Annotated in this window: 20 protein-coding genes; 3 read left to right on the forward strand and 17 right to left on the reverse strand. The window is 72.6% G+C overall.

Translation table 11 applies throughout. From position 1 onward, the window contains the following. Nucleotides 1-6: 6 nt before the first annotated feature. The 4 genes from cobA to AC060L_RS04945 form a co-directional block, all read right to left on the reverse strand. Nucleotides 7-1,257, reverse strand: a complete 1,251-nt coding sequence (gene cobA / locus AC060L_RS04930) for a uroporphyrinogen-III C-methyltransferase (RefSeq protein ID WP_483797212.1) — start codon at nt 1,255-1,257, stop codon at nt 7-9. A 93-nt stretch (nt 1,258-1,350) separates the two neighbouring features. Beyond that, the gene (cobT, locus tag AC060L_RS04935; protein ID WP_483797214.1) at nt 1,351-4,773 is read right to left on the reverse strand and encodes a nicotinate-nucleotide--dimethylbenzimidazole phosphoribosyltransferase; all 3,423 of its coding nucleotides are present in this window, start codon (nt 4,771-4,773) and stop codon (nt 1,351-1,353) included. Between the two features lie 479 nt (nt 4,774-5,252). Beyond that, complete coding sequence (gene cbiE, locus AC060L_RS04940) at nt 5,253-6,473, reverse strand: precorrin-6y C5,15-methyltransferase (decarboxylating) subunit CbiE (protein ID WP_483797215.1); 1,221 nt, start codon at nt 6,471-6,473, stop codon at nt 5,253-5,255. 241 nt (nt 6,474-6,714) lie between these two features. After that, on the reverse strand, nt 6,715-7,350 hold the full coding sequence (locus AC060L_RS04945; RefSeq protein ID WP_483797216.1) for a GNAT family N-acetyltransferase: 636 nt from the start codon (nt 7,348-7,350) through the stop codon (nt 6,715-6,717). Between the two features lie 337 nt (nt 7,351-7,687). On the opposite strand from AC060L_RS04945, the gene AC060L_RS04950 reads away from it, so the two are divergent. Both AC060L_RS04950 and AC060L_RS04955 read left to right on the forward strand, forming a co-directional pair. After that, entirely contained in the window at nt 7,688-8,851 is a 1,164-nt protein-coding gene (locus tag AC060L_RS04950) for a hypothetical protein (RefSeq protein WP_483797218.1), read from the forward strand. Nucleotides 8,852-8,914: 63 nt separating this feature from the next. Next, nucleotides 8,915-10,015 carry a hypothetical protein gene (locus tag AC060L_RS04955; protein ID WP_483797220.1) on the forward strand — a complete coding sequence of 367 codons (1,101 nt, stop codon included), beginning with the start codon at nt 8,915-8,917 and terminating at the stop codon, nt 10,013-10,015. 76 nt (nt 10,016-10,091) lie between these two features. Here AC060L_RS04955 and AC060L_RS04960 read toward each other — a convergent pair whose 3' ends face one another. From AC060L_RS04960 to argC, 13 genes are all read right to left on the reverse strand, one after another. After that, complete coding sequence (locus AC060L_RS04960) at nt 10,092-10,916, reverse strand: MetQ/NlpA family ABC transporter substrate-binding protein (protein ID WP_483797222.1); 825 nt, start codon at nt 10,914-10,916, stop codon at nt 10,092-10,094. A 100-nt stretch (nt 10,917-11,016) separates the two neighbouring features. Next, nucleotides 11,017-11,703 (reverse strand): methionine ABC transporter permease, encoded by a 687-nt coding sequence (locus tag AC060L_RS04965; RefSeq protein WP_483797223.1) that lies wholly within the window; start codon nt 11,701-11,703, stop codon nt 11,017-11,019. Further along, complete coding sequence (locus AC060L_RS04970; RefSeq protein ID WP_483797224.1) at nt 11,700-12,740, reverse strand: methionine ABC transporter ATP-binding protein; 1,041 nt, start codon at nt 12,738-12,740, stop codon at nt 11,700-11,702. The genes AC060L_RS04965 and AC060L_RS04970 overlap by 4 nt, the downstream gene beginning before the upstream one ends. Before the next feature lie 525 nt (nt 12,741-13,265). Next, entirely contained in the window at nt 13,266-13,775 is a 510-nt protein-coding gene (locus AC060L_RS04975; protein ID WP_483797225.1) for a GNAT family N-acetyltransferase, read from the reverse strand. 233 nt (nt 13,776-14,008) lie between these two features. Next, nucleotides 14,009-15,433 carry an argininosuccinate lyase gene (gene argH, locus AC060L_RS04980; protein ID WP_483797227.1) on the reverse strand — a complete coding sequence of 475 codons (1,425 nt, stop codon included), beginning with the start codon at nt 15,431-15,433 and terminating at the stop codon, nt 14,009-14,011. Between the two features lie 115 nt (nt 15,434-15,548). Next, nucleotides 15,549-16,742 (reverse strand): argininosuccinate synthase, encoded by a 1,194-nt coding sequence (locus AC060L_RS04985; RefSeq protein WP_483797228.1) that lies wholly within the window; start codon nt 16,740-16,742, stop codon nt 15,549-15,551. A 197-nt stretch (nt 16,743-16,939) separates the two neighbouring features. Further along, nucleotides 16,940-18,124, reverse strand: a complete 1,185-nt coding sequence (locus tag AC060L_RS04990) for a cytochrome P450 (protein WP_483797229.1) — start codon at nt 18,122-18,124, stop codon at nt 16,940-16,942. Further along, on the reverse strand, nt 18,121-18,324 hold the full coding sequence (locus AC060L_RS04995) for a ferredoxin (protein WP_483797230.1): 204 nt from the start codon (nt 18,322-18,324) through the stop codon (nt 18,121-18,123). The genes AC060L_RS04990 and AC060L_RS04995 overlap by 4 nt, the downstream gene beginning before the upstream one ends. A gap of 215 nt (nt 18,325-18,539) precedes the next feature. Beyond that, entirely contained in the window at nt 18,540-19,103 is a 564-nt protein-coding gene (locus AC060L_RS05000; protein WP_483797231.1) for an arginine repressor, read from the reverse strand. A gap of 47 nt (nt 19,104-19,150) precedes the next feature. Next, nucleotides 19,151-20,383: an acetylornithine transaminase gene (locus AC060L_RS05005; protein WP_483797233.1), complete on the reverse strand. Its 1,233-nt coding sequence runs from the start codon at nt 20,381-20,383 to the stop codon at nt 19,151-19,153. Continuing rightward, nucleotides 20,380-21,312 (reverse strand): acetylglutamate kinase, encoded by a 933-nt coding sequence (gene argB, locus AC060L_RS05010; protein ID WP_483797235.1) that lies wholly within the window; start codon nt 21,310-21,312, stop codon nt 20,380-20,382. Before argB ends, AC060L_RS05005 begins: the two co-directional genes overlap by 4 nt. A gap of 16 nt (nt 21,313-21,328) precedes the next feature. Continuing rightward, nucleotides 21,329-22,480, reverse strand: coding sequence for a bifunctional glutamate N-acetyltransferase/amino-acid acetyltransferase ArgJ (gene argJ, locus AC060L_RS05015; protein WP_483797430.1), 1,152 nt, complete (start codon nt 22,478-22,480; stop codon nt 21,329-21,331). Between the two features lie 41 nt (nt 22,481-22,521). Continuing rightward, on the reverse strand, nt 22,522-23,550 hold the full coding sequence (gene argC, locus AC060L_RS05020; RefSeq protein WP_483797236.1) for an N-acetyl-gamma-glutamyl-phosphate reductase: 1,029 nt from the start codon (nt 23,548-23,550) through the stop codon (nt 22,522-22,524). 113 nt (nt 23,551-23,663) lie between these two features. Here argC and AC060L_RS05025 point away from each other — a divergent pair, with 113 nt between their 5' ends. Next, nucleotides 23,664-24,188, forward strand: a complete 525-nt coding sequence (locus AC060L_RS05025) for an AAA family ATPase (RefSeq protein ID WP_483797237.1) — start codon at nt 23,664-23,666, stop codon at nt 24,186-24,188. The last annotated feature ends 207 nt before the right edge of the window (nt 24,189-24,395 follow it).

The following is a 24,395-nucleotide window of genomic DNA, read 5'->3' on the forward strand; positions in this document are numbered from 1 at the left end:
CGGGGCTCAGCTGGTACGGGTGGCGGGGTCGAGGACGTGCACCACGTCACCGATCACGATCACGGCCGGCGGGCGCACGCCCTCGGCGGCGACCACCTCGGCGACCGTGGCGAGCGTCGCGTCGAGCCGGCGCTGCGCGGCGGTGGTGCCCTCCTGGACCACGGCGACGGGCGTGTCGGCGGACCGGCCGCAGGCGACGAGCTTCGCGGCGATCGCGCCGATCCGCTCGACGGCCATCAGCAGCACCAGCGTGCCGCTCATCTGCGCGGCGGCCTCCCAGTTGACCAGCGAACGCGGGTCCTCGGGTGCGACGTGGCCGGAGATCACGGTGAACTCGTGGGTCATGCCGCGGTGCGTGACCGGGATGCCGACGGCGGCCGGCACGCTGATCGAGCTGGAGATGCCGGGCACCACGGTGACCGGGACGCCCGCCTCGACGCAGGCCAGCAGCTCCTCGCCGCCGCGCCCGTAGACGTACGGGTCGCCGCCCTTGAGCCGGACCACGAACCTGCCCGCCTTGGCGTGCTCGATCAGCGCCTGGTTGATCGCCTCCTGCGCCATGAACCGGCCGTACGGGATCTTCGAGGCGTCGATCACCTCGACGTGCGGCGCGAGCTCGGCGAGCAGCTCGCGCGGGGCCAGCCGGTCGGCGACCACGACGTCCGCGTCGGCGAGCAGCCGGCGCCCGCGCACGGTGATCAGGTCGGGGTCGCCGGGGCCGCCGCCGACCAGCGCCACCCCGGCCGCGCGGCTGCGGAACTGGCGGGCGCTCAGGCTGCCGTCGCGCAGTCCTTCGACGATGGTGGTGCGCAGCGCGGCGGAGTGCCGCGGGTCGCCGGTCAGCACGGCGACGGTGGTGCCCTCGTCGTGGCCGGTGGCGGGCGTCCAGGCGGTGGCGGCGGCCGCGTCGTCGCTGCGGGCGCAGAAGACCCGGCGGCGCTCGGCCTCGGCGCTGACCGCCTCGTTGACCGCGTGGTCGTCGGTGGCGACCAGCACGTACCAGGCGTCGGCGAGGTCGCCGTCGGCGTAGCCGCGCCGGTGCCAGGTCAGCTCGCCGGCGTCGGCCATCGCCTGGACCGCCGGGGTGGTCGTCGGCGAGACCAGCTGGACCTCGGCGCCGGCCGCTATCAGGGCGGGCAGCCGGCGCTGGGCGACCTGGCCGCCGCCGATCACCACGACCCGGCGGCCGCTCAGCAGCAGGCCGACGGGGTACGGCGTGCGGCCCTCGGTGCCGGGGTGCGGGTTGGCGGCGCTCATCGGGGGCTCCTGGGGGCTGGGAGGGTTGTTCGGGTAGGGCAGCACCCCGTACCGGCGCGCCCTTGGGCCGGTACGGGGTGCCAGGAGAAGGTGTCAGGCCTTCTCGGTGACGCCGGCGGAGTCGAAGGTGGCTACATCGTGCATCGCACGGGCCGCACTCTGCACCAGCGGGAGAGCCAGCAGAGCGCCGGTGCCCTCGCCGAGCCGCAGGTCGAGGTCGATCAGCGGACGCAGGCCGATCTTGGCGAGCGCGGCCTGGTGGCCGGGCTCGGCCGAGCGGTGCCCGGCGATGCAGGCGGCCAGCACCTCGGGGGCGATGGCCTTGGCGACCAGCGCCGCCGAGCCGGCGATCACGCCGTCGAGGATGACGGGCGTGCGCAGCGAGGCGGCGCCGAGCAGGAACCCGGCGATCGCGGCGTGCTCCAGGCCGCCGACGGCCGCCAGTACGCCGATCGGGTCGGCCGGGTCCGGCTGGTGCAGCTCCAGCGCACGGCGGATCACATCGACCTTGCGGGCGTGCGTCTCGTCGTCGATGCCGGTGCCGCGACCGGTCACCTCGGCCGGGTCGGCGCCGGCGAAGACCGCGATCAGCGCGGCCGAGGCGGTGGTGTTGGCGATGCCCATGTCGCCGGTGATCAGCACCTTGTTGCCGGCCGCGACCAGGTCGCGGGCGGTCTCGATGCCGACCTCCAGCGCCTTGAGCGCCTCCTCGCGGGTCATCGCGGGGCCCTGGGTCATGTCGTCGGTGCCCGGCTTGACCTTGCGCGGCAGCAGGCCGGTGGTGCGGCCCTGCTGGATCGCCTCCGGCAGCTCGCTGGCGACGCCGACGTCCACCACGCAGACCTCGGCGCCGACCTGGGCGGCGAAGGAGTTGACCACCGCGCCGCCGGCCAGGAAGTTGGCCACCATCTGCGCGGTGACCTCCTGCGGCCAGGGGGTGACGCCCTGGGCGTGCACGCCGTGGTCGCCGGCGAAGATCGCCACGCAGGCGGGCTCCGGGATCGGCGGCGGGCACTTGCGGGAGAGGCCGCTCAGCTGCGCCGAGATGATCTCCAGCATGCCGAGCGAGCCGGCCGGCTTGGTCATCCGCTTCTGACGGTCCCAGGCCTCGCCGAGCGCCTTGGCGTCCAGTGGCCTTATGGTGCGCAGCGTCTCGGAGAGCACGCTGTGCGGCTCCTCGCCGGGCAGCGCGCGGTTGCCGTACTGCTCCTCGTGCACCACCCAGGAGAGCGGGCGCTTCTTGGCCCAGCCCTGCTGCTGGAGCTCGGGCTCGTCCGGGAAGGCGTCCACGTAGCCGACGCAGAGGTAGGCGACGACCTCCAGGTGCTCGGGCAGACCGAGCTCGCGGACCATCTCCTCCTCGTCGAAGAAGCTGACCCAGCCGACGCCCAGGCCCTCGGCGCGGGCCGCCAGCCAGAGGTTCTCGACGGCGAGCGCGGCCGAGTACGGCGCCATCTGCGGCTGGGTGTGGCGGCCCAGGGTGTGCCGGCCGCCGCGGGTGCGGTCGGCGGTGACCACGATGTTGACCGGGGTCTCGAGGATCGCCTCGATCTTGATTTCCTTGAACTGCTTCGCCCGGCCCTTGGGCAGCGAGTCGGCGAAGGCGGCGCGCTGGCGGGCCGCCAGTGCGTGCATCTTCTGCCGGGTCTCGGTGGAGCGGATCACCACGAAGTCCCAGGGCTGCGAGTAGCCGACGCTGGGGGCGGTGTGGGCGGCCTCCAGGACGCGCAGCAGCACCTCGTGCGGGACGGGGTCGGGGCGGAAGCCGTTGCGGATGTCGCGGCGCTCGCGCATCACCTGGTGGACGGCCTCGCGCATGGCGTCGTCGTAGGCGGGGGCGGCGGGGCCGCGGGGGGCCTCGGGCTCGTCGGCGACGGGCAGCTCGGCCTCGAGCGGCTCGGGGGCCTCACCGGTGGCGGGCTCGGCAGCGGGCTCGGGGGCGGGCTCGGCGGGGAGCTCGGTGACGGGCTCCGCCTCGGGCTCGGCCACGGGGGCCTCGGTGGTCTCGGTGGCCTGCGGGGCGGCGGCCTCGGCGACCGGCTCGGGGGCGGGCTCAGCGGCAGGCTCGGTGGGCGCTATCGCGGAGGCGGTGGCCTCCGGCGCGACCGGCTCGGCGATGGGCTCGGGCACCGAGAGGCCGATCGCCGGGCCGGCCAGGAAGGCCGCGATCCGGCGCGGGGCGGCCTGCTGCGGCGCCGCGGCGGGCGCCTGGGCGACGGGCTCGGCGGCGGGCGCCTCGGGCGCGGGCTCGGCGAGGGTCTCGGGCGCGGGCACCTCGGCTGCGATGGCCTCGGCGACCACGGGCTCGACCGCGACAGGGGCCTCGGGGGTGACCGGGGCCTCGACCACGACGGGGGCCTCGGGTGCGGGCTGCTCGGCGGCGGGCTCCGGGGCGGCCTCGGAAGTCGGCTCGGCCGACTCCTGCGGCTCGGCCTCGGGCGCCGGCACGGCCTCGACGGCAACCGGCTCCACCACGACGGGCTCCACCACGACGGCCTCGGCGGCCACGGGTTCGGCGACGACGGGCGCCTCGGCGACCGGCTCGACGGCGGGGGCCTCGACCACGGCTGCGACAGCCACGGGCTCGACCGCGCTCTGCTCGACAACAGCGGGCTCGACAACAACGGGCTCGACGGCAACCGGCTCCACGACGACGGCCTCGGCCGGCACGGGCTCAGCGGTCACCGGCTCGGCGGGGAGCTCGGCGACGGGCTCGACGGCGACCGGCTCGGCGAGTGCGACAGCGACCGGCTCGGCGACGATCGGCTCCACTGCTACGGGCACCTCGACGACGGGCACCTCGGCAACCACCGGCACCTCGACGACCGCGACCGGCTCGACGACCGCCGGCGGGGCGGCGACGGGCGCGAGCAGGTCCCCGGCCACCGCCTGGGTCGGCAGCACCGCGGCCTCCGCCACCGCCACTGCCACCGGCGGCGCGACCTGCGGCTGCACCGGGACGCCGTGCGGCGGGGTGCCGCCCTGCCCGGACGGACCGCGGTCGGCGAGCGAGCGGACCGGCACCTGACCGGTCATCAGCGAGGGGTCCGGAATCGGCGGACCGGCGTGCAGCGGGCGGCGCGCCTGCTGCGCGGCCGCCGGGGCGGGCACGGCCTCCACCGGCGCGACCGGCGCGAAGCCGGGCGGGTTCACCGGCGGCCAGGACGGCTCGACCGGCATCCCGGGCATCGGCTGCGCGGCCATCGGGCCGGCCTCGGGGACCATGCCGGCGACCGGCGGCATCGGCGGCACGGGCGGCACGGGGTACCCCGTCGTGCCGTCGCTCCAGGAACCCTGCGGACCGGGCATCAAGAGAACGTCGTCCTCGTCGTCGAGGACCTCGGGACGGTCCGGCTGGTCGATGAAGGTGTAGGCCGGCCGGGGTGCCCCGGCCGCAGTGGCCTGGCCGACGAGGTCTGCACCCCACCCGCCGGCTCCCTGCGCCGGATCTGCTCCGGTCTCGGGGAGCAGGTGCTCCGGCAGTCCCTCACTCGGGACGTGACCGCCGTCGGTCATGTCAACACTCCTTCCAGGCCGCATCCGCGTCCTTGGCGGCCCGGTCGCCGACCGAGGCGCACCGCCCGCTCCGGGTCCAAGCCGCGTGCCGGCCCACCCCAACAACAACTGCCGGCTCCCGCGTTCTGGCGCGGGGGCCGTGGTCCGTCCGGCTGGTCACGGCGTCGGGCGCCCGGGCCGTACCGCCCGTGGAGGCAGTCGGCAGCCGTGCGCCGTCACCTGAAATAACGACAGCCCGGGGCAACCGGCACGACTGCCCGAGGCCCGGGGTCATTCTCCCGGTCGGGCGAGCGTCAGTCGAATGCCCACGCACCGATCCGCGTGTGGGTTGCACCACGTCGGCGCGGCCGCCGCCCCGGACAGCGGGGCAGCGATCTGACCGTCAGACTACCGGCCTCGACTGACCGATCATCGAATCGCTGTCCGAATCATCCTCAAATGCCATGGTCTGGAAATGGTGAGGATCGGGTGCCACGCCGTCAGCTGCCCGGCTCGGCCCAGAGCAGCAGGGTGCTCTCCCCCGCCCCGACGCTCAGCCCGCCGTCGGCGAGCAGCGGTGCCGACTGCAGCAGCGCGCCGCCGACCTGGTAGCCGGCGGCGGCGACCACCGTGCGGATCGCCTCCGCCTCGCCGAGCGTGCCGGCCACCGCGACCAGCCGGCCCGGACGGCGGGTCAGCACCGCCGCGACCACCTCGGCGCCGCCGTGTTCGACGACCACCGCGTCCGGCTCGGGCAGATTGCCGAGCACCTCGGGCGCGCTGCCGTGCGCGGTCTCCACCTCGACCGCGTACCGGCGCGCGTTGACCGCGATCCGCGCGCAGGCCGCCGCGTCCGCCTCCACCGCGACGACCGCGGCGCCGAACCGCGCGATCTCGACCGCGAGCGCCCCGCTGCCCGACCCCACGCTCCAGACCAGATCCCCCGCGCCGGGGCCGAGCCGGGCCAGCACCACCGCGCGGGCCTGCGGCGAGAGGATCTGCGCGGGCTCGCCGTCGTACGCCTGCCCGGGCAGCGCCCAGGCCCGCTCGGCGGGCGGGTAGTTGACCGGACGTCCGGCCAGCCAGCCGGACGGCGCGCCCACCGGCTGGGCGCCGGTGCCGCCGCCGATCACCAGGACGACGCTCGGATCGCGCCAGACGTGGTCGGGCACCCGCTCGGAGGTGAGCACGTGGACGTCCTCGTCCGGCGTGCCGAGCGCCTCGCAGACCACGAAGGTGCGGTGCACGCCGCGCAGCATCAGCGCGAGCTCGCTCGGCCCGGCGTCGGGCGTGGTGAAGACGGCGACCTTGGTGTGCGCCCGGCAGACGTTGGCCGCCTTGCGCAGCCGTCCGCCGTGCGTGCTGACCACCTGGGCGTCCTCCCAGGGCATGCCGGCGCGGGCGAACGCGGCGGCGACCGAGGAGACCGCGGGCAGCACCTCCAGCTCCAGCCCGTACTCGGGCCGGCGCAGCGTGCGGACCACCCCGAAGAAGCCCGGGTCGCCCTCCGCGACCACCACCACGGCGCCGCGGTGCTCGGCGATCCTGCGGGCGGCCAGTTCGACGCTGCCGAGCGCGATCCGCTCCGCACTGGCCGGTACCGGTAGTGCGTTGAGCTGGTAGGGCGCGCCCGCCACCAGCGTGGCCGCGGCGAGCGCGGCGGCAGCCGCCTCCGTCAGCGGCGTGCCGTCCCATCCGATGACCGTGATCCGGTCAGCCATCGCCGCTGTTCTCCCTCGGTTCCCGCCGCGCGACTCGGCCACGGCGCGCGGTGGTGCAGCGCGTCCGGGCCCTGGGCCTGGCCGGGCGGCCGCAGCTCGGGAGGTGTGCCCCCCGCACAGTCTGTTTTCGGCCGTCCGCCCAGCGGAAGGTTACCGGTTGGACGGCCGGTTGCCGCGGCAAAGCGGATCTTGACTCGGCTCAGTCGGCTCGGATCAGTCGGCTCAGGTCAGTCGGCTCGGCTCAGTCGCGCAACGCGTAGCGCTGCGCGTCGTGATAGGAGTCCGGCGCATCGACCGGTTCGAGGTCCTCGGGCAACAGGCTCCAGAGGATCAGGTCGCTGCGGCTCTCCTCCCCCGCCGAGCCGACCTCGCCGGTGCGCACTATCCAGGCACTGCGCAGCACGCCCTCGCTGATGCAGCCGATCTTCTGGGCGACCTGCTGGGCGGCGGTGTTGCCGGCCGCGGTGCGCAGTTCCAGGCGGTGGAAACCACGGTCCTCGAAGAGCCACTGGGCCACGCCGAGCAGCGATTCGACCGCGTACCCCTCGCCGCGGGCCCACGGCGCGGTGACGTAGGCGGCCTCCGTACTGAGCAGCCGCCAGTCGGTGCCCCGCAGTTGAACGACGCCGACCAGGCGCTGGGTGAGGTGCTCGGTGACGGCGAACGCGATGCCCTGGCCCCGGGTCCGCAGCGCGGGGGCCTCGTAGCGGATCCAGCGCAGCGCGTGCCCACGGGTGTACGGCTGCGGGACGTCGGTCCAGCTGAGCACCAGCTCATCGGCCATCATCGCGACCAGCTCGGGCGCGTCGCCCTCCTCCAGAGGGCGTAGCAGCAGCCGTTCGGTGCTGATCGCGGTCTCGGGGAAACTCGCTGGCATACCGTCTCTCCTCGCCGGGTCGTGGACCCACGGTACGCCCCGCCTGCGGCGGGTGTCGCTGCGGGGCGACGCTGTGTCAGCTTTCGGGGACCCGGCAGGCCGGCCGACGACCCCGTGGTGACCCGCCGGTGAACGAGCACCCCGCGAAGGCCCACTACCGGAAGAAGAGTGGGCGTCCTAGTCTGCCGCCACGCGCCGGGTGGCCGCCGCACGACCAGGGTGGCTCCGCCCGCGAGCCGTGCCGGTCGGCCGCGAGGCCCGCAGGCGCGGGCGTTTCGTGGACGCGGGCGGGCGCGCAGGATGCTGACCGTCCCCGTCCGCCCCGCCTGGAGGCTCCGTGCCCCGCTTCTTCGCCCACCGCCTGTTCAGCCCCGGCCTGTTCGCCGACGTTCTCGGCCGCCGGCCCGCAGCCCTCGCCGCGGCCGCCGTGCTCTCCCTGACCGCCGCGCTCGCCGCGACCGGGCCGGCGCAGGCCGACCCGCCCTCCTTACCCGCGGCCACCGACCTGGTCGGCTTCGGCAGCAGCGCCGACCAGTTCGCGTTCGACCAGTACGCGACCGACTACGACGCCTTCCTGGCCGCCAAGGGCGACACCACCTCGCCGCGGCTGTACAGCTGGGACGCGATCGGCAGCGCGTCGTTCACACCGAAGACCGGGGCCCTGCTGCAACTGCGCAGCACCGGCGCCGACACGCAGATCCGCTCGATGGAGGCCGGCGCGACCAACTTCGACTACCTCCGGGCGACCCGTGGCCCAGCGGCCGGCGACTCGTCCGCCGTGCTGTTCGTCCCGCAGGCGATCGACGCGATCAGCTGGGCGAGCAAGGCGGGCGGCAACGCGCCCGCCTCGCTGACCAGTTACGACCTGATCCAGATCTACTCCTGCTCGATCACGAACTGGAACCAGATCACCGACGTGCCCGGCTACCACGGCCCGGACGCGAAGATCCACGCCGCACTGCCCGGCACGGTCGAGACCCCGCTGTCCAGCGGCCCGGGGGCGTACCAGGCCACCTCCGAGGTGACGGCCTTCTTCCTGGCGGCGATCGCCCACCACCAGACCTTCGTGCAGCCGGGCTGGTGCGTGGACCAGGGCTACGACGACAACGAGGGCATCAACCCCGCGCTGAACGACCCGAACCTGGTCTTCCCGTACTCGGTCGGCGCGTACATCGGCCAGGTGTACGCGGGCCACGCCAGTGCGATCAACAGCGCCGGGCCGCTGACCGTGCGCGGCCTCGGGGTCGGCGCCGTCGCGCCGATCACCGGGGGCGCCACCCCCACGGTGAACCCGCAGCTGGTCGGGACCCCGTACGAGGACACGCTCTACAGCGTGATCCCGGCCGCCGCCTGGACGGCCAACCGGCCGCACGCGACCGCGCTGCACTCGGTCTTCGGCCCGCACGGCTGGTTCTGCGGCGGGACCGGGGTCGCCGCGATCCGCGGGCAGGGGTTCCTGCCGGTTCCGAAGAGCAGCTGCGGGATCCCCGTGCAGGGCTGACCGGCCCGACCGTCCGTCCCCTTTACTCCCCCTCTGCTCTCCCTGCCGCTTCTGGAGGCACCCATGTACCGCCTCACCGCCGCTGCCGCCGCCGTGCTCGCCCTCGCCGCCGCGCTGACCACGGCCCCGGCGGCCCGGGCCGATCCGCCCGCCGCGCCCGCCGTCACCGACCTGGTCGGCGCCGGCGCCCAGGCCGACGAGTTCGCGTTCGACCAGTACGCGACCGACTACGACGCCTACCTGACCGGCAAGGGCGACACCAGCTCGCCGCGCGTCTACAGCTGGGACGCCACCGGCCCGTACTGGTACACGCCCAAGACCGGGGCGCAGGGCGGCCCCCGGCCCTCCTTCACCGAGCCGGCGATCGACGACCTGATGGCGAGCACCCCGCAGCAGCTGGACTTCGTCCGCTCCGCGCGCGGCCCGCAGCCGGGCGACCTGGCGAGCTCGCTGTTCCTCCCGCAGGCCGTCGACGCGGTCACCTGGTCGGCCAAGGCGGGCGGCAACGCGCCTGCCTCGCTGAGCACTTCGGACCTGGCCGGGATCTACTCGTGCACCCTGACGAACTGGGACCAGATCACCGACGTCCCCGGCTACCAGGGGCCGAACGCGAAGATCGATCCGGCGCTGCCGGGAACCTTCAACACCAATGCGAACGATGTCATCCCGCCGGACTTCACCTCCGACATCAGCGCGTTCTTCGCGAAGGCGATCACGAACGGCCACGGCACGCTGAACCCTGGCGCGTGCGTCGCCCAGCGCTACGGCGACGACACCGGCTGGTACCCGTCGCAGAACGACCCCAACATGGTCTTCCCCTACTCCGTGGGCGACTACATCGCCCAGGTGTACCTGGGCCACAGCAGCGCCCTGATCACCCCGGGTCCGCTGACGCTGCGCGCGGTGGACGGCATCGCGCCGATGACCACCACCGGCAAGGTGCCGGTGGTGAACCAGGCGCTCTGGAGCACGCCGTTCCTACACACGCTCTACACCGTGGTGCGCGCCCCGGACTGGACGGCGGGCGACGCGCACGCCGCCGCGCTGCACGCGCTGTTCGGCCCGAGCGGCTGGTTCTGCAGCGCCGCCGGGACGGCCGCGGTGCGCGGTCAGGGCTTCCTGCCGGTCGCGAAGAGCCGCTGCGGCACCACCTCGCACCAGTAGGAACGCACCGGCAGGAACGGCACTTCGCCCCCGTCAGGTGTTCTCCTGGCGGGGGCGAGGGCGGCTGCGCGGACGGTCAGAACGCGGGGATGACCGAGCCCTGGAACGTGCTGTCGATGTACTGCTTCACCTCGGGCGAGTGCAGCAGCTGGGCCAGCTTCTGCACCCGCGGGTCGTTCTCGTTGCCCTTCTTGACCGCGAGCACGTTGGCGTACGGGTTGTCCGTCGCCTTCTCCAGCAGGATCGCGTCGGTGGCCGGCTTCAGGCCGGCGCCGAGCGCGTTGTTGCCGTTGATCACCGAGGCGTCCACGTCGTCCAGCGCGCGCGGCAGCTGGGCGGCGTCGAGCTCCTTGAACTTGAGGTTCTTCGGGTTGCCGGTGACGTCGTGGATGGTGGCCCCGGTGCCGACGCCGGCCTTGAGCGTGATCACCTGGTTGTCGGCGAGCAGCTTGAGCGCGCGGCCCTCGTTCGTCGCGTCGTTGGGGACCGCGACCGAGGCGCCGTTGGCCAGGTCGGTGACCTTCTTGACCTTCTTCGAGTAGACGCCGAGCGGCTCCAGGTGGACGGCCTCCACCGGGACGATGTTCGTGCCGTGCGTCTTGTTGAAGTCGGTCAGGTACGGCACGTGCTGGAAGAAGTTGGCGTCGGCGGAGCCGTCCTGCACGGCGGGGTTCTGCAGCGTGTAGTCCGTGACCTCCTTGACCGTCAGCTTCAGGCCCGCCTTGGCCGCCAGGTTGTCCCGGATGTAGTCCAGGATCTGGGCGTGCGGGGTGGGGCTGGCGACGACCACGAGCGGCTTGTCGGCCTTGTTCGTGGAGCTGGAGGAGCCGGAGCAGGCCGCCACGGAGAGCGTGAGGCCGGCGGTGGCGAGGACTGCGGTGTACTTCAGGACGGTACGCACGAAAAGTGCCTTTCTCCGAAGGGGGGGTGGGGCCGCGCACCCGGGGTGTCCGGGGGCGGAAGTCTGTGGTGTGTGGCGTGTGGTGTGTGCTGGCCGGGGCTCAGCCGCGGCGGAGCAGGCCGGCCGAGCTGCCGCGGTTGGCGAGCCGGCGGACGGCGAAGTCGCCGATCAGCTGGATCAGCGTGACCAGCAGCACCAGTTCGACCACGATGACGAGCATGAAGCCGGTCTCGAAGCGCATGTAGCCGTAGGTGATGGCCAGGTTGCCCAGGCCGCCGCCGCCGACCGTGCCGGCCATCGCCGAGTAGCCGACCAGCGCGATCACGGTGGTGGTCAGCGCGGAGACGAGCGCGGGCAGCGCCTCGGGCAGCAGCGCCTTGCGGACCACGGCCCAGGTGCCGCCGCCCATCGCCTGGACGGCCTCGACGAGTCCGCCGTCCACACCGCGCACCGCGCTCTCCACCAGCCGGGCGTAGAACGGGATCGCGCCGACGGCCAGCGGCACGGTGGCCGCCTGCCAGCCGATCGAGGTGCCGACCACCCAGCGGGTGAACGGGATCAGCGCGACCAGCAGGATCACGAACGGCAGCGAGCGCCCCACGTTGACGATCGCGCCGACCACCTTGTTGACCACCCGGTTCTGCAGCAGGCCGCCCTTGTCGGTGAGGACCAGCAGCAGGCCCAGCGCGAGGCCGAGCAGCAGCGCGATCAGGGTGGCGATGCCGACCATCCGGAGCGTCTCGATGGTCGCGTCGTGCAGCAGCGGCTGCATGTCGTCCCAGGTCATGCCACGACTCCGTTCAGGGTGGTGCTGTCTTCGGCGCCGAGGACGTCGACCTGGAGGCCCTGCTCGCGCAGGTAGCCGATCGGGACCACGTTGTCCTGGTGACGGCCCGGCAGTTCGACCCGCATCCGGCCGACCGGACGGCCGGCGATGGTCTCCACCGCGGCGCCGAGGATGTTGATGTCGATCTGGTAGGTGCGGGCCAGCTGGGAGATGAACGGCTGCCCGGAGGTCTCGCCCTGGAAGGTGATCTCCACGACGGTGCGGTCGGCCTGCTCGGCCCCGGCCGGGCCGAGCGGGAAGAGCTCGCGGGCCAGCTCGGAACGGCCGTCGGCGAGCAGGTCGGTCAGCGTGCCGGACTCGACGATCCGGCCGCCGCGCATCAGCGCCGCCGAGTCGCAGACCGACTTGATGACGTCCATCTCATGGGTGATCAGCAGCACGGTCAGGCCGAGCTGCTGGTTGAGCTCGCGCAGCAGCCGCAGGATCGACCGGGTGGTCTCCGGGTCGAGTGCGGAGGTGGCCTCGTCGGAGAGCAGCACCTTCGGATCGCCGGCCAGCGCGCGGGCGATGCCGACTCGCTGCTTCTGGCCGCCGGAGAGCTGGCCGGGGTAGTTGCGGGCCTTGTCGGCGAGGCCGACCAGCTCCAGCAGTTCGCCGGCCTTGCGGCGCCGGGCGGTGCGGTCCAGGCCGATGATCTCCAGCGGGAGCTCGACGTTCTGCTGCACGGTGCGCGAGGAGAGCAGGTTGAAGTGCTGGAAGACCATGCCGATCCGGCGGCGGGCCTCGCGCAGCTCACGCCCGGCTCGATTCTGCCCGCCGGCCAGCGCGGTGAGCTCGACGCCGTCCACGGTGACCGTGCCGGAGCTGGGGCGCTCCAGCATGTTGACGCAGCGGATCAGGGTGCTCTTGCCGGCGCCGCTGGTGCCGACGACGCCGTACACCTCGCCCTCGCGGACGTGCAGATCGACGCCCTGGAGGGCGCTGACCTGGCGGCCGCGTGAGGTGTAGACCTTGGTCAGGTCCTTGGTGGTGATCACAGCTGCTTCCGTCGTTCGGGGGTGGGTGGGTGCGCCCGGGCGGCCGCCGCCGGGCGCGGGCGTGCGAACGCCGTGCCTCGGTGGCGGTGGGGCGGGGGGGGTTGAGCGGGGGTGGGGGTGCCGGTCCGGGATCCGGCTGTCGCGGCTGCGACCACGGGGGCCTCGGCGCAAGACCGGGGCGGGCCGATCGGCCGGCTGGGGCGGGTGGCGGCTCAGCGGGCAGGAGGCCCGGTCAGCGGTGCGACCCGATCAGCTTCGGGGGCCGATCAGCAGTGACACATTCGACAACACATGCCACGCACACCTGCCGGCATGGTGCCGGTGGCGGGGGTCTTCGTCGTCGTAGTCATGAGAACCAGTAAAACAGATGAGCCCAGCGCATCCCAATGATCGGGATGTGATGTCCGCTATGCGGATACGACCCAAGGGACACAAGGGCTCCAACAACGAACGGCCCCGCCCGGGTGGGCGGGGCCGTTCGTCGGATTGGTTCAGACCATGCGGCCCGAAGGGCTACTGAGAGGCTCAGACCGCGGTCGCGAGGACGGCCTCGGCGGCCTGCGCCGGCTTCTCCAGCGTGACGTTGCTCAGTCGCTTGCTGACCGCCTGGACCTCGGTCTGCCGGTAGCCCTGGCGGGCGTACAGCCGCAGGTTGCCCAGGCTGCGGTGGCCGCTGACGAGCCGGAACGCGTTCACCGGCGCCTCGGCCCGGATCCGCTCCTCGACCGCGTTCAGCAGCCGGCCGCCGAGGCCGTGCCGCTGCATCCGCGGGTGGACCACCAGGCGCGCTATCCGGCCGACGCCGTCCTCGTCCACCCAGCCGCGCACCGAGCCGACCACCTCGTCGCCGAGCCGGGCGACCAGGACGTGACGGCCGGCGAGCTCCTCGCGCAGGCTGTCCAGCGTCTGGGTGAGCGGGTCGATCGACCAGTCTCCGTAGAGTTCGGCCTCACCCTGGTAGGCGAGGTACTGGAGTTTGAGGATCTGCTCGGTGTCGTGCTCGGTCGCCGCCGAGATGATCACGCTCATGCCCATGTGCAGGGGCCTCCCATCGTCGAGTCCCGGCGTGCGGAGTGAGGGTTTCACGCCAGGTGGCCTGCCGGAGGTCAACCCGACCGGGGGTTGCCCGGCCGGGAATAGCGCAAGACCGTACCAGCCGAAACCGGCGATACGTTCGCCAGCGCTCTACCCAGCCTTCGACTGTTCTCAACCCACTGTTGTGGCGCCGTGGCGCACATCACGCGGAAATCACCCGGCCGGCGTCCTGCTCAGCGGCTGCTCCACTCCTGCTGCACCGCGAGGTCGGCCTTGATCTCGGCCAGCTGGACGGCGACCGCGCTCGGCGCCGTGCCACCGCGCCCGTTGCGGCTCGCGATCGCGCCGTGCACGCTGAGCACCTCGCGCACCTCCGGCGTCAGATGCCCGGAGATCTCGGCGAACTGCTGGTCCGTCAGGTCCCACAGCTCGATGCCCTGGCCCTCGCAGGCCTTGACGCAGGACCCGGCCACCTCGTGCGCGACCCGGAACGGCACACCGCGCTTGACCAGCCACTCGGCGATGTCGGTGGCCAGCGAGAAACCGGCCGGGGCGAGCTCCTCCAGCCGCTCCCGATGCACCGTCAGGGTCGCCATCATGCCGGTGAAGGCGGGCAGCAGCACCTCCAGCGTCGCGCAGGAGTCGAAGACCGGCTCCTTGTCCTCCTGGAGGTCCCGGTTGTACGCGAGCGGCAGCGCCTTGAGCGTGGCCAGCAGCCCGGTCAGATTGCCGATCAGCCGGCCCGACTTGCCACGGGCGAGCTCGGCGATGTCCGGGTTCTTCTTCTGCGGCATGATCGAGGAACCGGTGGAGAACGCGTCGTGCAGCGTGATGAAGCCGAACTCCTTCGTGTTCCAAATGATCACCTCCTCCGCGATCCGGGAGAGGTTGATGCCGATCATCGCGGTCACGAAGGCGAATTCGGCGACGAAGTCGCGCGAAGCGGTGCCGTCGATCGAATTGCCCACCGAGCCACCCTCGAAACCGAGTTCGGCGGCGACGGCCTGCGGGTCGAGGCCGAGCGAGGAGCCGGCCAGCGCGCCGGAACCGTACGGCGACACGGCGGTGCGGGCGTCCCACTGGCGCAGCCGCTCGGCATCCCGGCCGAGGGCCTGCACGTGCGCGAGGACGTGGTGGGCGAAGAGCACCGGCTGCGCGTGCTGCAGGTGGGTGCGGCCGGGCATCGCGGTGTCCGGGTGCGCCTCGGCGAGCCCGACCAGGGCCTGCTGGAGGTCCAGGATCAGGGCGCCGATGATCTTCGCGTGATCCCGCAGGTACATCCGGAAGAGCGTGGCGATCTGGTCGTTGCGTGACCGGCCGGCCCGCAGCTTGCCGCCGAGCTCCGCACCGAGCCGCTCCAGCAGGCCGCGCTCCAGCGCGGTGTGCACGTCCTCGTCGGCGATCGTGCCGGTGAAGGCACCCGACTCGACGTCCGCCAGCAGCTGCTCCAACCCGGCGAGCATGGCGGCGAGTTCGTCCGCCGTCAGCAGACCGGCCTGGTGCAGCACGCGGGCGTGCGCCTTGGAGCCGGCGATGTCGTAGGGGGCGAGCGGCCAGTCGAAATGGACCGAGGCGGAGAGCTTGGCCAGCGCCTCGGACGGGCCGGCGGCGAAGCGGGCGCCCCAGAGGCGGACGTCTGCGTTCTGGTCGGACGGCATCGCGTGGGCTCCTTGCGAGGTGCGGGGATCGGGGGAGGTGACGGGGTTGGAGGTGAGCCCCGACCGCGGGGGGAACGCGGTCGGGGCTCGGGAAGGGCGGTTTATGGGAGCGGCGTCAGGCCAGGTCGCGGCGGGCGGCGATCTTCGAGGACATCCCGAAGATCTCGATGAAGCCCTTGGACATCGACTGGTCGAACGTGTCGCCGGTGTCGTAGGTCGCCAGGTTGAAGTCGTACAGCGACTGGTCGGACTTGCGGCCGTTGACCACCGCGCGGCCGCCGTGCAGCACCATCCGGATGTCGCCGGAGACCGACTGGTTGGCCTCGTTGACGAAGCCGTCCAGCGCGCGCTTGAGCGGCGAGAACCAGAGACCGTCGTAGACCAGCTCGGCCCAGCGCTGCTCGACCTGCCGCTTGTAGCGGGCCAGCTCGCGCTCGACCGTCACGTTCTCCAGCGCCTGGTGCGCGGTGATCAGCGCGATCGCGCCGGGCGCCTCGTAGATCTCCCGGGACTTGATGCCGACCAGCCGGTCCTCGACCATGTCGAGCCGGCCGATGCCCTGGGCGCCGGCCCGCTTGTTCAGCTCCTCGATCGCCTGCAGCACGGTCACCTTGCGGCCGTCGATCGCGACCGGCACGCCGGCCTCGAACGTGATGACGACCTCGTCGGCCTCGCGCGGGGTGGCCGGGTTCTGGGTGTACTCGTAGACGTCCTCGATCGGGGCGTTCCAGATGTCCTCCAGGAAGCCGGTCTCGACGGCCCGCCCGAAGACGTTCTGGTCGATCGAGTACGGGTTCTTCTTGGTGGTCACGATCGGGAGGTTCTTGGCCTCGGCGAAGGCGATCGCCTTGTCCCGGGTCATCGCGTAGTCGCGGACCGGGGCGATGCACTTGAGCGAGGGGGCCAGCGACTGGATCCCGACCTCGAAGCGGACCTGGTCGTTGCCCTTGCCGGTGCAGCCGTGCGCCACGGTGGTCGCGCCGTGCTTCTGGGCGGCGGCCACCAGGTGCTTGACGATCACCGGGCGGGAGAGCGCCGAGACCAGCGGGTACTGGCCCTGGTAGAGCGCGTTGGCCTTGACGGCCGGCAGGCAGTACTCGTCGGCGAACTCGGTGCGGGCGTCCGCGACCTCGGCCTCGACGGCACCACAGTCCAGCGCCCGCTGGCGGATCACGTCCAGGTCCTCGCCGCCCTGGCCGACATCGACGGCGACGGCGATGACCTCGGCGCCGGTCTCCTCGGCGATCCAACCGATGCAGACGGACGTGTCCAGACCGCCCGAGTAGGCGAGTACGACGCGCTCGGCCACGGCTTGCTCCTTCTTCGGTGACTTATCTGTGCTGTCTCATGCGTGCTGTCTCATGCGGTGATAGGCATAAGTATGCACGACTCCGCATGAAACTCCAAGCCCGTGGAGCAAGCAGAAACGGGTAGGTCTCTGTAGGTCTCCGTGCGTCTCTCCGGATCCGCGGGTACGCCGGTGGCCGGCGGACCGGACGGGCCGGGTCACCAGGTGACCGGCAGCTCCCGCAGGCCGTAGATCAGCGCCGAGATGCGGAACTCGACCTGCTCGAAAGGCACCGCCAGGCTCAGCGTCGGGACCCGGCGCAGCAGCGTCTCCAGCGCGATCTGCAGCTCGGCCCGGGCCAGCGGCTGCCCCAGGCACTGGTGCACGCCGAAGCCGAACGCGAGGTGACGGCGGGCGTCGCGCTCGACGTCCAGTTCGTCGCCGCCGGGGAAGAGCTCCGGGTCGCGGTTGGCGGTGGAGAGCATCGCGAGCACGCCCTCGCCCGCACGGACCAGCGTGCCGCCGAGCTCGACGTCCTCCAGCGCGACCCGGGGCAGGCCCAAGTGCACGATGGCGAGGTGGCGCAGGAACTCCTCGACCGCGCCGGGGATCAGCTCCGGACGGCTGCGCAGCCGGTCGGCCTGCTCGGGGTCGCGCAGCAGCATCAGGGTGGAGAGCCCGATCATGTTGGCCGTGGTCTCGTGGCCCGCGACGAGCAGCAGCAGGCCGTTGCTGGCCACCTCCTCGACGGTCAGGTCGCCGCGCGAGGCGAGCTTGTCGAGGATGCCGCCGGGCTCGCAGGTGCGGTCGGCGGCCAGCTTGGCCAGGTACTCGGTCAGGCCGTCGAGCGCCGCCTTGGCCTGCTCCGGCGGCAGGCTCCCGTCCAGGAACTGGCGGCTGCGCTCCTCGAAGAACCGGTGGTCCGCGTAGGGCACACCGAGCATCTCGCTGATCACCAGGGAGGGCACCGGCAGCGCGAACTCGGAGACCAGGTCGGCCGGGCCGCCGTGCGCGAGCATCGCGTCCAGCGTCTCGTCGACGATCCGCTGGAGCTGCGGACGCATCGCGTCGACCTTCTTGATCAGGAAGTCGGTGGTCAGCATCCGGCGCAGCCGGGAGTGCTCCGGGTCGTCCAGCCGGATGAAGCTGGGCGTCTCGCCGAGCGCCTGGCGCCGGCCGGGAGTCACCATCGGGAAGTTCGGGTGGCGGATGTCGGCACTGAACCGACGGTCCGTCAGCACGGTGCGGACTTCCTGGTAGCCCGTCACCATCCAGCACGGGACGCCCCAGAGCGTGAAGCGGGTGACCGGGGCGCCGGTCTCGCGGTAGGCGGGCGGCGGGTCGAACGGGCAGCCGGCGGCGCGTTCGGCGGGGAAGGTGAACGGGGCGTCCACGGTCGTCATGCCGGCACCTCCCGCAGCGTGATGGCACCGGCCGGGCAGAGCGCGGCGGCTGTGGTGATCTGCGGGAACAGTTCGGGGGCGGGCCGGTCCTGGAGCAGCAGGACCAGGCCGTCCTCCTCGCTCTGGTCGAACACGGTGGGGGCGGTCAGCACACACTGCCCGGAGCTGCAGCAGCGATCCTGGTCGACGGTCACGAGCATCGGAGACCTCGATGGGGGCGTGAGGGGTGGGCCGGTTGCCTCGGGCAACCAATGTTCCGTTGGCTCAACCTAACGCCGTGTCGGCATGCACACGAAGAGCGAATGCCGATCAGTTCGAGAATGGCCGATTCGCGACGGTACGCCGTTCGGGGGACTGCGGACGGTGCTGCGGCCGGTGCTGCGGGCGTCCTCCGGGTGACCCGCGCCGGGCGCCGTTACTGGCGGTCGGTGCGGGCCTGCGCCAGCTGCATCAGGTGGTCCGCGAGCGCCTGGCCGCCGGCCGGATCCCGGCTGATCAGCAGGACCGTGTCGTCGCCCGCGATCGTCCCGATGATCTCGTGCACCTCCGCGGTGTCGATCGCCGAGGCGAGGAACTGGGCGGCGCCCGGCGGGGTGCGCAGCACCACCAGGTTGCCGGAGGCGGTGGCCGAGACCATCAGCTCACCGGCCAGCCGGGCCATCCGCCCCTCGCTCGCCGACTCGCCCATCGGTGCGCGCGGCGTGCGGTCACCGCCCTCGGCCGGGACGGCGTAGATCAGCGCGCCGTCCCGGTTGCGGATCTTGACCGCGCCGAGCTCGTCCAGGTCCCGGGAGAGCGTGGCCTGGGTGACCACCAGCCCGTCGTCGGCCAGCAGCTTGGCCAACTGGCTCTGCGAGCGGACGGGCTGACGGGTCAGCAGGTCCACGATCCGCCGGTGCCGCGCGGTGCGGGTCTGCGGAACCTGCGACGTCGGACCGGCGTTGGACTCGTGGGACTCTTCGGATGGCGGAACGGTCATGTGATGATTCTCCTGGACTGCCCTCGGAGCTGCGCGGCCGGGGCGTCCTACTGGGCCTGTGCCGAGCTCTGCGCCCGCACCGCGTCGAGGATCGCCGGCAGTGCGGCCAGGAACGAGTCCGCCTGCGCCGTGCTGAGGATCAGCGGGGGCGCCAGCCGGACGGCGCCCGGCACGGCCGCGTTCACCAGGAACCCGGCGCGCTGCGCCGCCGCCTGCACCTGCGCCGCGACCGGCTCGGTGAGCACGATGCCGAGCAGCAGGCCGGCTCCCCGGACGTGGTCGATCAGCGGGTCGCCGAGCGCCTCGATGCCGGTGCGCAGCCGCTCACCGAGCTCGCGCACGTGCGCGAGCAGCCCGTCCTGCTCGATCGTGTCGAGCACCGCCAGGGCGGCCGCCGCGACCACCGGGTTTCCGCCGAAGGTGGTGCCGTGGTGGCCCGGCTGCAGCAGCTCGGCGGCCGCGCCGTACGCGATCACGGCGCCGATCGGCAGCCCGCCGCCGAGGCCCTTGGCGAGCGTGATCACATCCGGCTCGACGTCCGGCTCGGCCTGGTGGGCGAACCACTGGCCGGTGCGGCCGATGCCGGTCTGCACCTCGTCCAGGATCAGCAGCGCGCCGTGCTCGCGGGTGATCTCCCGGGCCGCGCGCAGGTAGCCGGCCGGCAGCGGGATCGCGCCGTTCTCGCCCTGGATCGGCTCCAGGACGACCGCCGCGGTCTCGCCGGTCACGGCCGCCCGCAGCGCCTCGACGTCGCCGAACGGCACGTGCGTGACGTCCCCCGGCAGCGGCAGGAACGGGTCGCGCTTGCCGGGCTGGCCGGTGAGCGCGAGCGAGCCCATGGTGCGGCCGTGGAAGGCGCCCTCCAGCGCGACGACGTGGGTCCGCCCGGTCAGCCGGCTGATCTTGAACGCGCCCTCGTTGGCCTCGGCGCCGGAGTTGCAGAAGAAGACCCGGCCCGGGCGCGGGTCGAGCGCGAGGAGCCGTTCGGCGAGGCTGATCGTCGTCTCGGCGGTGAACAGGTTGGAGACGTGGCCGAGCCGGCCGAGCTGGCCGGTCACCGCCGCGACGATCGCCGGGTGCGCGGTGCCGAGCGCGTTGACGGCGATGCCGCCGAGCAGGTCGAGGTACTCGTTGCCGTCGGCGTCCCAGAACAGCGCGCCCTCGCCGCGGACCAGCGGCAGCCGCGGGGTGCCGTAGTTGTGGGCGAGCGCCGATTCGTAGCGCTTGGTCAGCTCGGCGTTGCCGGCCGTCCCGTGCTGCGTGTCCGTGTTCCCGGTCATGCCAATCCCCCCAGTACCGCGTTCTCGTCGTCGGGCACGACCATGGTGCCGATGCCCTCGTCGGTGAAGATCTCCAGCAGCAGGCTGTGCTGCACCCGCCCGTCCAGCACGCGCGCGGTGCCGACGCCCGAGCGGACCGCGCGCAGGCAGCCCTCCATCTTCGGCAGCATCCCGCTGGCCAGCGTCGGCAGTATGGCGTCCAGCTCGCTGGTGGTGAGCTGGCTGATCACGTCGTCGGAGTTGGGCCAGTCGGCGTACAGGCCCTCGACGTCGGTCAGCACGACCAGCATCTCGGCGCCGAGCGCGACGGCCAGCGCCGAGGCGGCGGTGTCCGCGTTGATGTTGTAGACGTGACCGTCGGTGCCGCGCGCGATCGAGGAGATGACCGGGATCCGGCCGTCGGCGATCAGCGCCTTCACCGCGCCCGCCTCGATGTTGACGATGTCGCCGACCAGTCCGATGTCCACCTGCTCACCGTCCACCACCGCGTACCGCTTGACGGCGGTCATGGTGTGCGCGTCCTCGCCGGTCATGCCGACCGCGAACGGGCCGTGCTCGTTGAGCAGGCCGACCAGCTCGCGCTGGACCTGCCCGGCCAGCACCATCCGGACCACGTCCATGGTCTCGGGCGTGGTCACCCGCAGCCCGTTGGTGAACGAGGACTCCAGGCCCAGCTTGTCGAGTTGGGCGCTGATCTGCGGGCCACCGCCGTGCACCACGACCGGGTGCAGGCCGGCGTAGCGCAGGAAGACCACGTCCTGGGCGAAGGCCGCCTTGAGCGACTCGTCGACCATGGCGTTGCCGCCGAACTTGATCACCACGGTCTTGCCGTGGAACCGCTCCAGCCAGGGCAGCGCCTCGATCAGCGTCAGCGCCTTGGGCAACGCGGTGTTGTTGCGGGCTTGTTCACCCTTGGGTGCGATCTTCACTGCTGTCCCCCGGGGATCAGGTCGAGTAGGCGCTGTTCTCGTGCACGTAGTCGGCGGTGAGGTCGTTGGTCCACACGGTGGCCTCGGCCTGACCCGCGTTCAGCTTCGCGGTGATGACGATCTGACGGTCCGTCATGTCCACCAGGCTGCGGTCCTCGCCGACCGCGCCGCCCTGGCAGACCCAGACGCCGTTGATCGCGACGTCGAGCCGGTCCGGGTCGAACGCGGCGTCGGTGGTGCCGATCGCGGCCAGCACCCGGCCCCAGTTGGGGTCCTCGCCGTGCAGGGCGCACTTGAGCAGGTTGTTGCGGGCGATGGTGCGGGCGACCACGACCGCCTCGTCCTCGCTGGCGGCGGCGGTGACGTCGATCCGGATGTCCTTGCTCGCGCCCTCCGCGTCGCCGATCAGCTGCCGGGCCAGATCGGCGCAGACCTGCTGCACGGCCGCCTCGAACTCGGGCGCCGGCGGAGTGACTCCGGAGGCACCGGAGGCGAGCAGCAGCACGGTGTCGTTGGTGGACATGCAGCCGTCGGAGTCGACCCGGTCGAAGGTGGTGCGGGTGGCGGCGCGCAGCGCGTGGTCCAACTGCCCGGCGTCCACGGCCGCGTCGGTGGTGAGCACGACCAGCATGGTGGCCAGGCCCGGCGCGAGCATGCCGGCGCCCTTGGCCATCCCGCCGACGGTCCAGCCGCCCTGGGTGACCTGGGCGGTCTTGTGCACGGTGTCGGTGGTCTTGATGGCGATCGCGGCCGCCTCGCCGCCGGCCTCGTCGAGCTTCTCGACGGCCAGCCCGATACCCGGCAGCAGGATGTCCATCGGCAGCCGCTCGCCGATCAGTCCGGTCGAGCAGACCGCCACCTCGCCCGCGCCGACCGCGAGTTCGGTGGCGACCCGCTCGGCGGTGGCGTGCGTGTCCTGGAACCCGCCGGGCCCGGTGCAGGCGTTGGCGCCACCGGAGTTGAGCACCACGGCGGCCAACCGGCCGTCCTTCAGCACCTGCTGGGACCAGAGCACCGGCGCTGCCTTGACCCGGTTGGAGGTGAAGACGCCGGCCGCCGCGTGCGACGGGCCGTCGTTCACCACGAGCGCCAGGTCGGGCGTGCCGGAGGCCTTGATCCCGGCGGTGACACCGGCGGCCCGGAACCCCTTGGCCGCGGTGACCCCGATGCCATTGCCCTGCTGTCCATTGCTGGTCACGTCGTTGGTCGTCACGGTGCGACTCCGTTCACGGGAAGGCCCAGCTCCTCGGGCAGGCCCAGGGCGATGTTCATGCTCTGCACCGCGCCACCGGCGGTGCCCTTGACCAGGTTGTCGATCGCGCTGATCGCGACGATCCGCCCGGCGTGCTCGTCGAGCACCACCTGCACCAGCGCCGTGTTGGCGCCGTACACCGACTTGGTCTGCGGCCACTGCAGCTCGGGCAGCAGGTGGACGAACGGCTCGTCGGCGTAGGCCGCCGTGTACGCCGCCCGAACGTCCTCGGCGGTGACGCCCGGCTTGGCCTTCGCCGAGCAGGTGGCCAGGATGCCGCGCGGCATCGGCACCAGCGTCGGCGTGAAGGAGATGCTGACCGGCTCCCCCGCGACCGCGCCGAGGTTCTGCGACATCTCCGGCGTGTGCCGGTGCACCCCGCCGACGCCGTACGGGCTGACCGAGCCCATCACCTCACTGCCCAGCAGGTGCGACTTGACCGCCTTGCCGGCCCCGGACGTACCGCTCGCCGCCACGATCACCGCCTCCGGCTCGGCCAGCCGCGCCGCATAGGCCGGGAAGAGCGCGAGCGAGACAGCCGTCGGGTAGCACCCGGGCACGGCGATCCGCTTCGTCCCCTTGAGCGCGGCCCGGTTCCCCGGCAGCTCGGGCAGCCCGTACGGCCAGGTCCCGGCATGCTCGGAGCCGTAGAACCGCTCCCAGTCCGCCGCCTCCCGAAGCCGGAAATCGGCCCCGCAGTCGACCACCAGGACGTCCTCCCCCAGCGCCTGCGCCACCGCCGCCGACTGCCCGTGCGGCAACCCGAGGAACACGACGTCATGCCCCGCGAGCACCTCCGGCGTGGTCGGCTCGAGCACCCGGTCGGCCAGCGGCACCAGGTGCGGCTGCAACTCCCCGAGCCTGACCCCGGCGTTCGACCCACCGGTCAGCGCACCGATCTCCACCTCCGGATGCCCGAGCAACAGGCGCAGCACCTCACCGCCCGCATACCCGCTGGCTCCGGCTACCGCGACTCGCAAGGCCATGACTGTTCCCTCCTAAGGCTTGGCATGAATATACGCAGCTTGGAACATTCATGCAAGAAGCCCTGGAGAGAAGGCCCGCGCGCCCGGCCCGCACAGCGCTAGCCTTTGGTCCCATGATCGTATGGCTCAACGGCACCCACGGCGCGGGCAAGACGACGACCAGTGCACTCGTGCAGCAGCTGATCCCGGATTCACGGGTGTTCGACGCCGAGAAGGTCGGCGAGACACTCATGGACATCACGCCGGGGCTGCCCGCAACGGACAACTTCCAGCACTGGCCGCCGTGGCGGCCACTCGTCGTCGAGACCGCCCGCCGCGTACTCGACTACACCGGCGGCACCCTGGTGATACCCATGACCGTCCTGGTCGAGCAGTACTGGCGCGAGATCAGCACGGGCCTCGCCCAACACGGCATCCCGGTAAGGCACTTCGTACTCCACGCCGACCAGGCCACCCTCCGCGGACGCATCGCGGGTGACACCGTCCTCGGCCCCGACTCCCCCTTCCGCCTCAAGTACCTCGAGCCCTACGCGGAGGCGGCCCGCACCTGGCTGCACGCCGAGGCCGAGGTCATCGACACCACACACCTCACACCCGCCGAGGCCGCCCGGCAGATCGCAACGGCCGTCAACAGCTGAGGCCGGCCCCGCCTGCGAAAAGAGTGGCACCCGGCCTGAGGGGACTGACTCAGCGGCAGATCCAGTAGCCGTCTCGGGCCGGGTGCCTACGTCGCTCACCAGTGGCACGAGTCACCACGAGGTCGCCCCCCTCGTACGAGAGCCGGTCGCCCGCTGCGACGAACACCGGCCCGTTGCAGACCGAGGCGTTCCAGGGCACCGGGCATC

Source organism: Kitasatospora sp. NEAU-69 (assembly GCF_057158765.1).